Annotated in this window: 12 protein-coding genes; all 12 read left to right on the top strand. The window is 70.2% G+C overall.

The features are described 5' to 3' along the window. The first annotated feature begins 135 nt into the window (after positions 1-135). The 12 genes from RUR_RS09560 to RUR_RS09505 all read left to right on the top strand — a co-directional run bounded on the left by RUR_RS09560 (position 136) and on the right by RUR_RS09505 (position 11,600). Entirely contained in the window at positions 136-957 is an 822-nt protein-coding gene (locus RUR_RS09560) for an IclR family transcriptional regulator (RefSeq protein WP_283134589.1), read from the top strand. Positions 958-1,002: 45 nt separating this feature from the next. Further along, the gene (locus tag RUR_RS09555) at positions 1,003-1,740 is read left to right on the top strand and encodes a creatininase family protein (protein ID WP_283134588.1); all 738 of its coding nucleotides are present in this window, start codon (positions 1,003-1,005) and stop codon (positions 1,738-1,740) included. Beyond that, positions 1,737-2,498 (top strand): amidohydrolase family protein, encoded by a 762-nt coding sequence (locus tag RUR_RS09550; protein WP_283134587.1) that lies wholly within the window; start codon positions 1,737-1,739, stop codon positions 2,496-2,498. Before RUR_RS09555 ends, RUR_RS09550 begins: the two co-directional genes overlap by 4 nt. Further along, positions 2,495-3,601: a mandelate racemase/muconate lactonizing enzyme family protein gene (locus tag RUR_RS09545; protein WP_283134586.1), complete on the top strand. Its 1,107-nt coding sequence runs from the start codon at positions 2,495-2,497 to the stop codon at positions 3,599-3,601. The genes RUR_RS09550 and RUR_RS09545 overlap by 4 nt, the downstream gene beginning before the upstream one ends. Then, positions 3,598-4,479 (top strand): amidohydrolase family protein, encoded by an 882-nt coding sequence (locus RUR_RS09540; protein ID WP_283134585.1) that lies wholly within the window; start codon positions 3,598-3,600, stop codon positions 4,477-4,479. Before RUR_RS09545 ends, RUR_RS09540 begins: the two co-directional genes overlap by 4 nt. After that, positions 4,476-5,207, top strand: a complete 732-nt coding sequence (locus tag RUR_RS09535; protein WP_283134584.1) for an amidohydrolase family protein — start codon at positions 4,476-4,478, stop codon at positions 5,205-5,207. The genes RUR_RS09540 and RUR_RS09535 overlap by 4 nt, the downstream gene beginning before the upstream one ends. 121 nt (positions 5,208-5,328) lie before the next feature. After that, entirely contained in the window at positions 5,329-6,306 is a 978-nt protein-coding gene (locus RUR_RS09530; protein WP_283134583.1) for a dihydrodipicolinate synthase family protein, read from the top strand. A gap of 82 nt (positions 6,307-6,388) precedes the next feature. Continuing rightward, a complete protein-coding gene (locus tag RUR_RS09525; protein WP_283134582.1) occupies positions 6,389-7,744 on the top strand; it encodes an ABC transporter substrate-binding protein in 1,356 nt (451 codons plus the stop codon). A 75-nt stretch (positions 7,745-7,819) separates the two neighbouring features. After that, entirely contained in the window at positions 7,820-8,698 is an 879-nt protein-coding gene (locus RUR_RS09520) for a carbohydrate ABC transporter permease (RefSeq protein WP_283134581.1), read from the top strand. Continuing rightward, on the top strand, positions 8,682-9,623 hold the full coding sequence (locus tag RUR_RS09515; RefSeq protein WP_283134580.1) for a carbohydrate ABC transporter permease: 942 nt from the start codon (positions 8,682-8,684) through the stop codon (positions 9,621-9,623). Before RUR_RS09520 ends, RUR_RS09515 begins: the two co-directional genes overlap by 17 nt. 18 nt (positions 9,624-9,641) lie before the next feature. Then, the gene (locus RUR_RS09510) at positions 9,642-10,430 is read left to right on the top strand and encodes an SDR family NAD(P)-dependent oxidoreductase (RefSeq protein ID WP_283134579.1); all 789 of its coding nucleotides are present in this window, start codon (positions 9,642-9,644) and stop codon (positions 10,428-10,430) included. A gap of 381 nt (positions 10,431-10,811) precedes the next feature. Next, positions 10,812-11,600: an SDR family NAD(P)-dependent oxidoreductase gene (locus RUR_RS09505; protein WP_283134578.1), complete on the top strand. Its 789-nt coding sequence runs from the start codon at positions 10,812-10,814 to the stop codon at positions 11,598-11,600. Positions 11,601-11,615 lie beyond the last annotated feature (15 nt).

The following is an 11,615-nucleotide window of genomic DNA, read 5'->3' as shown; positions in this document are numbered from 1 at the left end:
CGGCCAGAGGTGTCTCCTATCCAGGGCCCACAGCACCATCTTTTCGATATGATGAAAAAACTATCGGAATCCCAGAATATTCAATTGCGGGTCGCCGACACGGTGGAGACACGAAACGAGAGGTGGAACAGGCCGATGCCTGAGAGCGATGGCGGGTCGGATCGCCCGGCGTCCCCCGGAGTGGACCGCACCCTGACCGTCCTGGAGCAGCTGGTCATGGCCGAGGAGGAGCTCACCCTCACGGCGCTGGCCAAGGTGACGCGGATCCCCCTGGCGACCTGCGCGAGTATCGTCTACACCCTGGAACACCGCGGGTACGCCGCCCGGCGGGTGGTCGGGCGCAGCCACTTCTGGCACCCGACGCTCCGGCTCTACAGCCTCGCCAGCCAGCTGGTCCGCAAGGTCGACCTCTCCCAGATCGCGACCGCCGAGATGCGGGCGCTCGCCGACGAGATCGGGATGCCCGTGCACATCGGGGTGCTCGACGGCGCCTCGGTGGTCTACGTGGCCAAGGCCGCAACCCCGGGGTTCATCCAGTTCGACACCTACCCGGGGAAGGTCGCGCCCTTCGACATGACCGCGCTCGGCCGGGCGATCTCCGCCTACCTGCCCCCGCAGGAGCTGGCACCCCTGCTGCGGCGCCTCACACCGGGCCAGGGGCCGCGCGCCCGCGAGACCGGCCCGGAGCCGTTCACGGAGCTACTGGCGAGGGTCCGGGCCGACGGGTACGCCTTGGAGGAGGAAGAGGACCAGGCGGAGATCTCGTGCGCCGCCGCGCCCTTCTTCGACGCGGAGGACCGGGTCGCCGGATCCGTCGGGGTCACCGGATTCGCCCGGGACCTGGTAGGAGAGCGACGTGAGGCCGCGGCCGCGGGCCTGGTCCGGCTCGGTCTGCTCATCTCGCGGCGGCTCGGATCCCGGATCAGATCATTGCCTTTCGAGTCCGCCACTCCCTAAGATTCGATACATCGGAAATAAATACGATATATCGAAGGATCTTGAATGGTGTCGATCGCCCTCCACTGGACTGCGGCCGACCGCGACCGGCTGAACCGGCACCTCCCGGAGGCCCTCGTCCTCATCCCCGTCGGCGCCACCGAACAGCACGGTCCCCACCTGCCCACCTCGACCGACGCCCTGATCGCGGAGACCGTCGCCGAAGGCGCGGCACAGGCCGCAGCCGGGCGCAGCGCCCGTACCCTGATCGTCGCCCCCGTCCTCGCCTTCGGCGCCTCCGACCACCATCTGGCGTTCGGCGGGACCCTCTCCCTCTCCCCCGGAACCCTCCTCGCCGTCCTGGACGACCTGCTCCGCTCGATCGCCGCTCAGGGCGGGCGGCGGGTCGTCCTGATCAACGGCCACGGCGGCAACACCGGTGTCTGCCACGCCGCGTCCGCCGCCGGCTCCACCCGGCACGGCCTCTCCGTCGCCCACCTGGACTACTGGCGGCTCGCCTCCCCCGAGGCGCAGGCACCGGTCCCCGGGCACGCCGGGGAGTACGAGACCTCGATCGTCCTGGCCGTCCGGCCCGACCTGGTCGGTCCGCGCCCACCCCGCGAACGGGCTCCGGCGACCCTCGCCGTCCCCGGGGTGGACCTGCACGCCGCGGCGGTGTGGCGGGGGATCGACGGCTACACCGACCGGCCCGAGCTGGCCCGGACCGGCGACGGCAAGCGCCGGCTCGACCAGCTGATCACCCAGGCGGCCGGCCGCCTGGTCGAACTTGCGAGCACCCTGTGATCGACTTCCACACCCACACCCCCTCCTGGCGGACCAAGAGCTGGCTGGGCGGCGTCCCGTTCGGCGCCGACGAGTTCGTCGCCTTCATGGACTCCGCCGGCATCGAGCACGCGCTGGTCCTCAGCCACGACGGCCTCTTCGACGCCACCCCCGAGACCAACGACGACCTCGCCGCGTTCGTCGCCCGCCACCCCGACCGGCTCACCGGATTCGGCACCGTCCACCCCCGCAAACCGGACGCGGCCGACGAGGTGGACCGGATGCTCGGCCGGCTCGGCCTGCGCGGCCTCAAACTCCACCCCTGGCTCCAGGGTTTCAGCATGCACGAACTGGCCCTCGACCCGATCTGCGAGGCACTCGCCGCCAGAGGCGGCATCCTGCTCAGCCACGACGGCACCCCGCCCTACTCCACCGCAGGCCAGATCGCCGCCCTCGCCCGGCGCCATCCCACCCTCCCCGTCGTCCTCGGGCACGGCGGTCTGCACGACACCTGGCGCGAATCCCTCGCCCTCACCGTCGAGACCGACAACCTCTACCTGTGCATCTGCGGCACCCCGCCGTACGCCGCCCGCGAGATCCTCGCCCGCGCCCCAGGCCACAAGGTCCTGTTCGGCACCGACGCCGGGCTGTCCGACCGCAAGAGCCAGGACTACGCGGTGGCCCGGGTCGCCGAGATCGACGGCTGGGGGATCACCGACGCCCAGCGGCGGGCGATGCTGGTCGACAACCCCCGGGCGCTGCTGGCGGCCGACCGATGAGGCCGGTCGTCACCGCGATCCACACCGCGCGGCTCAGCCTGGAGGTCCATCCCGGGCTGGTCGTGGCCGGCGCCCGCGGCACACACGACCGCTCCGACTTCCTGCTGGTTCGGGTGGTGACCGACACCGGGCTCGAAGGCTTCGGCGAGGTCAGCGCGACGCCGCTGTGGAGCGGTGAGGACGGCGCCAGCGCGGACCACTTCATCCGGAACATCCTGGCCCCCGCCCTGATCGGCCGGTCCCTCACCCCGGTCGGCGCCCTGGAACGGCTGATGGACCGGCTCCTGGCGGGCAACCCCTTCACCAAGGCCGGCGTCTCGACCGCCCTGTGGGACGCCTACGCGCAGAGCCTCGGCGTCCCGCTCGCCGTCGCCCTCGGCGGCCCATACCACGACGAGATCCCGATCAAGCTCTCCCTCTCCGGGGACGGCCCCGCCCTCGACTCGGTCTTCCACACGGCCGTCGCCGCCGGGTTCCACGCGTTCAAGGTCAAAGTCGGGCTCGGCGTCGACGGCGACCTCGCCCGGGTCGCCCGCGCCCGGGAGCTCGCCGGGCCCGCGGCGTTCCTCGGCGCCGACGCCAACGGCGGCTGGACCCGCAGTCAGGCGGCCCGGGCCGTCCCCCGGCTGGTCGGCCACGGCGTCGCCTTCGTCGAGCAACCCCTGGCCCCGGACGACCTCGACGGCCTGCGGGGACTCCGCGGGCTGGGCCTCCCGGTGATCGCGGACGAGTCCGTCTTCAACCTGGCCGACCTGACCGCGCTGGTACGGGCGGAGGCCGCCGACTGCGTCAGCCTCTACGTGGGCAAGAGCGGCGGGCCCGGCCGTGCGGTCGAGATGGGCCGGCTGGCCGCCGCCTTCGGGGTCGACACCCTGATCGGCTCCAACGGCGAGCTGGGCATCGGCGCCGCGGCGCAGCTCCACGTGGCCTGCGCCCTGCCCGCGCTGTCGCGGGACTTCCCCTCCGACATCATCGGCGCCCACTACTACAGCGAGGACGTCCTCGCCGAACCGCTGGAGAGCGACGGCCGCCGCGTCCGGCTCGGCGACGCGCCCGGCCTCGGGGTCCGGCCCCAAGAAGACCTGCTGAAGGAATTTCGATGATCGTCGACGTGCACGCCCACACACCCACACACCGGGACGCGGTACCGGAGGACGAGCGGCGGGTCTTCACCTCCTGGCGCACCGACCGGCCCGTGGTCGTCACCAACACCTGGGCCGACTTCGACCGGGCCATGGCGGCGGCCGACATCGCGATCGTGTTCAACATCGCGGTGGCCGACCCGGCCGCCACGACCGGCATCCCGCACGACCCGGCGCGGACCAACGACGCCACCGCCGAGTTCGTCGCGAACGACCCCGCACGCCGTATCGGCTTCATGTCCGTCGACCCCACCTCCCCCGGCTGCCTGGACGAAGCCGAACGCTGCCGCGACCTGGGGCTGGCCGGTGTCAAACTCGGCCCGAACTACCAGAACTTCGACCCGCTCGGCGAGCCCGCGCTGGAGTTCTACGCCTACTGCGAGCGCAACGCCCTGCCCATCCTGTTCCACCAAGGCGCCTCCCCCATCCGCGAGGCACCGCTGCGCTACACCTATCCGCTGGTCACCGACGAGGTGGCGCTCCGCTTCCCCGAACTGCGCATCGTGATGGCCCACATGGGCCATCCCTGGGGCAAGGAGACCGTGGCGACGATCCGCAAACATCCCCACGTCTACGCCGACGTCTCCTCGATCTACCTGCGGCCCTGGGTGTGCTACGAGTCCCTGCTGGCCGCGGTCGAGTGGGGGTGCGCCCACAAACTCCTGCTCGGCTCGGACTTTCCCATCGCGAACACCGGGGAGGCGATCGCCGGGCTTCGCCGGGTCAACGACATCCTGGCGGGTACGGCGCTGCCGCGCGTCCCGTCCGAACTCATCGAACAGATCATCCACGCCGACGCGCTCTCCGCACTCGGCCTGACCGCCGGGAGAACCCGATGATCGTCGACGCGCACGTGCGGCTGGGCTGGGGCCGCGAGGTCGAACTGAGCGCCTGGCGGCTGATCGGGACCATGGACGAGCTCGGCATCGACAAGGCGCTGGTGGCGCCGGGAGAACGCTGCCTCGCCTACGACAACCGCGAAGGCAACGAGCTGGTCTCCCGGGCCGCCGCCGCCTCCGGAGGCCGGTTGATCCCGTACGCGGTCGCCAATCCGTGGCGCGGGCCCGACGCCGTGGACGAGCTCAGACGCGCCAGGGACGGCGGGGCGCGGGCCCTCGCGGTGGACAGCGTGCTCCAGGGCTTCGACCTGCTGGACGGGCTGATCGACCCGCTGCTGGAGGTCGCCGCCGAGGCGGGCTGGCCGGTCTATGTCCGCACCGGCACCCCGCCTAGCGCCCTGCCGATGCCACTGGCGAGCCTGGCCCGGCGCTATCCGCAGACCCCGTTCATCATGGGCCGCAGCGGCGCCACCGACTTCTGGATCGACGCGGCGCCGGCGTTGCGGTACGCGCCCAACCTGTACGGCGACACCTGCTACGCACCCTGGGACACCGTGCTGAACGAGCTCGGCCGGGACCCGGAGATCGGCCCCTCCCGGCTGGTCTTCTCCACCGACGCGCCGTACACCGTCCCGGCGGCCGAGCTGCGCCGCGTACAGGACTGGCCGCTGGACGAGCACGCGCGGGGCGAGGTGCTCGGCGGAACCCTGCTGCGCCTGCTGGGCTGACATCCGCCTCGACCCTGGGTAAGTCCGCTCGGAACCCTTGTTTTCCCCGAACCTGGGCACATATCGTTCATTATTAGAAAAATATTTTCGATATTTCGTAGATATCTTGATAGGAGGGCGAATGAACATCCAGACGAGTGCAGCTCCCGCGACGACCCCTCTGGGCGGTGGCCGCGGTGACGCCTCGGACCTGGTCCGGGGGGTCTCGCCCGTTCTGGCGGTCCCCTTCACCGACACCGGTGACGTCGACGTCGCGGGATTCCACCGGGTCGTCGACTACGTCCTCGGCACCGGTGTGACCAGCGCGATGTTCCCCGGGTTCGCCTCCGAGTACTACAAGCTCACCGAGGATGAACGCCGCGAGCTCACCGGGATCCTGCTGAGCCGTACCGCCGGCCGGGACGACTTCGCCGCGATCGTCGCGGTTCAGGACCACACCACCCGGATGGCCGTCGCCCGGGCCCGTGAAGTCGTCGACGCCGGAGCCGACTTGATCAATCTGCTCGCCCCGCACTTCCTCAACCCCTCGCGCCGGTCCCAGATCGAGCACATCACCGCCGTCCTGGCCGCCGTGGCGCCCACCCCCGTGGTCCTGCAGTACGCCCCCGCCGAGACCGGGAGCAGCCTGGACGCCGCCACCGTGGCGGGCCTGGTCGCCGCCCACCCCAACCTGCGGCTCGTCAAGGTGGAGTCCAGCCCGCCCGGACGGCTCATCGCCGAACTCGCCGCCCTCGACCCGCCGGTGACCGCCCTGGAGGGCTACGCCGGCGTCCAGCTGCCCGACGCCTGGCGGCGCGGTGCGGTCGGCACCCAGCCGGGCTGCTCGTTCACCGAGATCTACGTCGAGATCTGGCGGCGGCTCAGCACCGGCGACGAGGCGGGCGGCGAGGACCTGCACCGGCGCCTGCTCCCCTACATCTCGTACTGGATGCTCGACACCGAGCTCATCATCGCCGCGGAGAAGCAGATCTCGTTCCGCCGGGGCCTCATCGCCAGCCCCTACTGCCGTAAGCCTGCCCATGTGCTCGACGCGGAGGAACTCCGCCGCATCGAGGTGTTCCTCACGGAGTTCGCGGACCTCTTGCCCGATCTGCCCTGACACGATCAACCAACAGGACAGATCCCTAGAAACCCCTAGAAATGCTGATAAAGAACCCGATATCACTAAGGACGGAGGTCCCGTGGTGGAAATTGCCCGCAAGTTGCTGGTCGGTCTGATCGTCGTTCCCTGCCTGGCTCTGACAGCGTGCGGCGGAGGCGGTGCACCCGCTCCGGCCGCGGAGAAGGCCCCCGACGCCAAGACCTGGCAGCAGGAGATCAAAGGCGGGCCGATCGAGGTCGGCGTGCTCCCCGCCGTCGGCACCCCGTCCCTGAAGTTCCTGGAGGAGGTCGCCGCCGGGCTGGAGAAGGACCACGCCGGAGCCGACGTCAAGCAGACCTTCGCCAACACCAAGGCCCGCCCCGCCCTGGAGCAGAGGTGGCGGGCCGGCGACGCGCCCGACGTCGACTACACGATGTTCGACGGCACCAACCCGGCCCTGCTGGAGTGGGCCGACAGCGGTGCCCTGCTCGATCTCAAGCCCTACCTGGACCAGGTCGACTCGACCACCGGCAAGCCCTGGCTGGAGCAGTTCAGCCCGGCGGTCCTGCAGTTCATGGAGCACCCGGCGACCAAGAAGATCTACGGCGTCCCCTCCGAACTCTCCCTGCAGGTGCTCTTCTACAACGCGGGACTCTTCGAAAAGCACGGCATCACCCCGCCCGCCACCTGGGACGAGCTGACCAAGGCGGCCGACGCGCTCAAGGCCGCCGGGGTCGACCCGATCGCGGTCACCGGGCTCTTCGAGCCCTACATGGGTATGTGGAGCGACAACCTCTGGCTGCGCACCGTCGGATACGAGAAGGCCTACGGCGTCCTCACCAAGGGCGAAGGAGCGATCACCGACGATCCGGGCTTCCTCACCGGCCTCCAGATGCTCCAGGACCTGCGCGACAGGAAGAGCTTCCTCAAGGGCTTCGAGGGCACCGACTTCACCGCCGCGCAGGCCCAGTTCTTCCAGGGCAAAGCCGGCATGATCCTCATGGGCAGCTGGCTGGTGAGTGAGATGGCCGACGCCATCCCGGCGGACTTCAAGCTCGGCGTCCTCCCCTTCCCCGGCGTTACCGGCGGAACCGGCGATCAATCCGCCATGCTCGCCGCCGCCCAGCTCATGTCGATCTCGGCCAAGAGCGGCAACATCCCGCTCTCGCTGGAGTGGATCCGCCGGGTCACCAGTGTGGAGACCCAGAGCCGCCGGGCCGAGCGGATCGGCGAGGTCTCCGCGGTGAAGGGCGTGCCGAGCCCGCCCGGACTGCCCGGCATCTCCGACGTGGTGGGCAAGGCCGACCGGCTCCAGGCCGCCTACTACGGCCTGCTGCAGTCCAAGGCGAAGGACGTCGTCTACCCCGAGATCGCCAAGCTGCTCTTCGGCAAGCAGGACGCCAAACAGACCCTGGAGAACCTGGACAAGGGGCTGCGCCGGGTCCACGGCAACTGAACCCCGTCAACCACGCCCACCCCGCGGGCTCCGCCCGTACCGGAGCCCGCGGGTGGCGCCGACCCCGGAGGCCACATGCACAAGGCGGCCCAGCGACGCATCATCGTCCCGTTCCTGTTGCCCGCGCTCGCGCTGCTGGGCGTCTTCTTTCTCTACCCGCTGGTCAAGACGGTGGACCTGTCGCTGCACGAGTTCTCCAGGACCGGGGCGACGACGTTCGCGGGGATCGAGCAGTACCGTCTGCTGGCGGGTGACCCGGACTTCTTCAACTCCCTCAAGAACACGTTCCTGCTCACCCTCATCGGCAGCGGCATGCTCTTCCCACCCGCGGTGGCGATCGCCTGGGCCCTGTCCCAGCGCATCCACGGCGAACGCTTCTTCAGGTTCGTGGTCTTCGCCCCTGTGGTCCTGTCGGTCGCCGTCGTCTCGCTGATGTGGAAGTTCCTCTACCACCCCACCCTCGGACTGATCAATCCCGCCCTGGAGTCCATGGGCCTGGGCGCCCTGGCCAAGACCTGGCTCGGCGACCCGGCCACCGCGCTGGCCGCCGTGACCTTCGTCTCCGTCTGGCATGGCATCGGGATCTGGGTCGTCCTGCTCTGCGCGGGATTCGAACGCCTGCCGACCGACGTCCTGCAGGCCGCGCGGATCGACGGGGCGGGCGAGTGGCGGGTGTTCCGCAGCATCATGCTGCCGATGCTGCGCGACCTGATGCGCATGCTCGCCATCCTGTGGGCGGTGCAGAGCCTGCAGACGTTCGCCTTCGTCTACATCCTGACCGGCGGCGGCCCCTTCGGCTCCACCGACACCGTGGGCACGCTGATGTACCGGGTCGCCTTCGACCGCGCCGACTTCGGCTACGCGGCGGCGATCGGCGTCGCGCTCGTCGTGGTCATGTTGTCGGTGGCCTGGCTCCTCAACAAGGTGATGAAGCGCGATGACCTCCAGTACTGAGCTGATCGAGGGTCCTGGCCCCGCCGTCTCCCCGAAGCCCCTTCCGCCTTCCCCCAGCCGGCGACGGAAGGGGAACCCACCCCGACCCCGCGCGCCGTTCCGGCCGTACCATCTCTTCTTCTACCTGCTGCTCGGCGCCGTCGCGCTCTCCTCGATCAGCGCCTACGCCTGGGTCTTCAACGTCTCGATGAAGACCGACACCGAATTCATCTCCACCCCGCCCTGGCAGGTCGCCGAGTCCTGGCGGTGGGAGAATTACGCCGACGCCTGGGACCGCGCGAACATCGGGTTGTTCTTCGGCAACAGCGTCGTGGTCAGCGTCGCCTCGACCGTGATCGGTGTGCTGCTCGCCGTGTTCGCGGCCTATCCGCTGGCCCGGATCCCCTTCCGGTTCAGCGGCCTGATCCTCGGCCTCTTCCTGCTCGGGCTCATGATCCCGTGGATGGTCACCTTCGCCCCGCTCTACCTGATCATGCAGGATCTCGGGCTGCTCGACAGCCGCCTCGGGCTCATCCTCGTCTACGCGACCTACAACCTGCCGTTCAACGTGTTCGTCCTGGTCGGCTTCATGAAGACCCTCCCGTACGAGCTGGAGGAGGCCGCGGCGATGGACGGAGCCGGCCCCGCCCGTACCTTCGTCTCGGTGATCCTCCCTCTCATGGGGCCCGGGCTGGCCTCGGTCGCCATCATCAGCTTCCTGCAGAACTGGAACGAGTTCTTCTACGCCCTGCTGCTGATCCACTCACCCGAGAGGATGCCGCTGCCGCTCGGGCTCTTCCAGCTGGGCCAGGCCGCCGACTACGGCACCAACTGGTCCACCCTCTTCGCGGGAATGATGATCACGGTGACCCCCGTACTCTTGGGCTTCGCCCTCCTGCAGAAGCAGATCACCAAGGGGCTGACCGCGGGCGCGCTCAAGGGCTGAGCCGCAGAGAGGAGATCCATGTCCATCCCGGGTTCCCCCCGTCTCGCATTGGTCACCGGTGCCGGAGGCGGGATCGGATCGGCCGTCGCCCGCACGCTCCGCACCGGCCACACGGTCTTCGTGGCCGACGTCGACCTGGACGCGGCCCGCGCCGTCGCCGCCGGGATCGACGGCGCCGAAGCCGTCCTGCTCGACGTCCGCTCCACCGAATCCGTCCGGGCCGCGATCGAATCCGTCCACACCCGGTACGGTCCGCTGGACGTCCTGGTCAACAACGCGGCCGTTTTCAGCAACAGGGAATTCGAATCCCAGCCCGAGCCGCTCTGGCAGGCCGAGGTGGACGTCATCGTGGGCGGTGCGATCCGGCTCTGCCAGGCGGTCATGCCCGGCATGCGCCAGGCCCGGCGCGGCGCCGTCGTCAACGTCGCCTCGGTCAACGGCCACCGGTACTTCGGCAACGACACCTACGGCGCCGCCAAGGCCGGGCTGCTCAACCTCACCCGCGGCCTCGCCGTCCAGTACGGCCGGTACGGCGTCCGCGTCAACTCCGTCTCCCCCGGCACGATCGCCACCCCGGTCTGGCGGGAACGCCTGGAGGCCGATCCGAGCACCCTCGACCGAGCCGTGCCCTGGTACCCGTTGGGCCGGGTCGGGACCGTCCAGGACGTCGCCGACGCCGTGGCCTTCCTGGTGAGCGACCGCGCCTCCTGGATCACCGGGATCGACCTGCCCGTCGACGGCGGCCTCCTGGCCGGCAGCCGCGCCATGGCCGTGGACATCGGCACCGCGGTCGTCGACTTCGACTGAGACGCCTTCGCCGGCCACACTCATCCGGGCGGTTCCGCCGAGACGGACCTGACCGTCCGCCCGGAGGGAGCCCGTCGCCTCGCCCAGGGTCCAAGGGCATCTGACGGACCGGGCGATGCGTGCGCGCTTCTCGGCGAACGGCTTCCATCCGGACCTCATCACCGCCGCCGCGTGGCGGTCCGACGCGTTTCCGGTGACCTGGCCGCGCTCTACGGGGATTCCCCTGCTCTCGGTCTTGGTGGGTGAGGGCCGCTCGGGACGGTCTGCGGACCGGGACACCGCCGTGGAGGACACGAAGCGCCGCAATCTGCGATCATCGAAAGATCACCACGGGGCAGATCGCGGGCACGCTCACAAGGCTGAGCCGCGGAGAGGAGATCCATGTCCACCTCGGGTTCCCCCCGTCTCGCTTTGATCACCGGTGCCGGAGGCGGAATCGGATCGGCCATCGCCCGTACGCTCGCTCCCGAGTACCGGGCATTCGTGAGCGACCTCGACCTGGACGCGGCCCGCGCCGTCGCCGCCGGGATCGACGGCGCCGAGGCCGTCGCGCTCGACGTCCGCTCCGCCGAGTCGGTGCGGGCCGCGATCACCTCGATCATCCACAGGCACGGTCCGCTGGACGTCCTGGTCAACAACGCGGCCGTCTGCAGCAACGGGGAGTTCGAGTCGTCGCCCGAGCCGGACTGGCAGGCGGACGTGGACGTCATCCTGGGCGGCGCGATCCGGCTCTGCCAGGCGGTCATGCCCGGCATGCGCCAGGCCCGGCGCGGCGCCGTCGTCAACATCGCCTCGGTCAACGGCCACCGGTACGTCGGCAACGACACCTACAGCGCGGCCAAGGCCGGGCTGCTCAACCTCACCCGCGGCCTCGCCGTCCAGTACGGCCGGTACGGCGTCCGCGTCAACTCCGTCTCCCCCGGCACGATCGCCACCCCGGTTTGGCGGGCACGTCTCTCGATCGATCCGGACACCCTGCACCGCGCCGCCGCCTGGTACCCGATGGGCCGGGTGGGCACCGTGGACGACGTGGCCCAGGCGGTGTCCTTCCTGGTGAGCGAGCGCGCCTCCTGGATCACCGGGATCGACCTGCCCGTCGACGGCGGCCTCCTGGCCGGCAACGGCGCCATGGCCCTCGACATCGGCGCCAACTTCGTGGGCGACGACTGATTCGGGAGCGGCACC

It is taken from the genome of Rhizohabitans arisaemae, assembly GCF_025996515.1.
Classification (GTDB): Bacteria; Actinomycetota; Actinomycetes; order Streptosporangiales; family Streptosporangiaceae; genus Rhizohabitans; species Rhizohabitans arisaemae.
Note: the sequence above shows the minus strand (reverse complement) of the source record. Positions and strands in the feature narration are given on the sequence as shown.

What these genes read in the sequence shown, in the direction of transcription:
- RUR_RS09560 (WP_283134589.1), top strand. Translation starts at nt 136, where the DNA reads ATGCCTGAGAGCGATGGCGGGTCGGATCGCCCGGCGTCCCCCGGAGTG.
- RUR_RS09540 (WP_283134585.1), top strand. Translation starts at nt 3,598, where the DNA reads ATGATCGTCGACGTGCACGCCCACACACCCACACACCGGGACGCGGTA.
- RUR_RS09530 (WP_283134583.1), top strand. Translation starts at nt 5,329, where the DNA reads ATGAACATCCAGACGAGTGCAGCTCCCGCGACGACCCCTCTGGGCGGT.
- RUR_RS09505 (WP_283134578.1), top strand. Translation starts at nt 10,812, where the DNA reads ATGTCCACCTCGGGTTCCCCCCGTCTCGCTTTGATCACCGGTGCCGGA.
- RUR_RS09520 (WP_283134581.1), top strand. Translation starts at nt 7,820, where the DNA reads ATGCACAAGGCGGCCCAGCGACGCATCATCGTCCCGTTCCTGTTGCCC.
- RUR_RS09555 (WP_283134588.1), top strand. Translation starts at nt 1,003, where the DNA reads ATGGTGTCGATCGCCCTCCACTGGACTGCGGCCGACCGCGACCGGCTG.
- RUR_RS09545 (WP_283134586.1), top strand. Translation starts at nt 2,495, where the DNA reads ATGAGGCCGGTCGTCACCGCGATCCACACCGCGCGGCTCAGCCTGGAG.
- RUR_RS09515 (WP_283134580.1), top strand. Translation starts at nt 8,682, where the DNA reads ATGACCTCCAGTACTGAGCTGATCGAGGGTCCTGGCCCCGCCGTCTCC.
- RUR_RS09510 (WP_283134579.1), top strand. Translation starts at nt 9,642, where the DNA reads ATGTCCATCCCGGGTTCCCCCCGTCTCGCATTGGTCACCGGTGCCGGA.
- RUR_RS09535 (WP_283134584.1), top strand. Translation starts at nt 4,476, where the DNA reads ATGATCGTCGACGCGCACGTGCGGCTGGGCTGGGGCCGCGAGGTCGAA.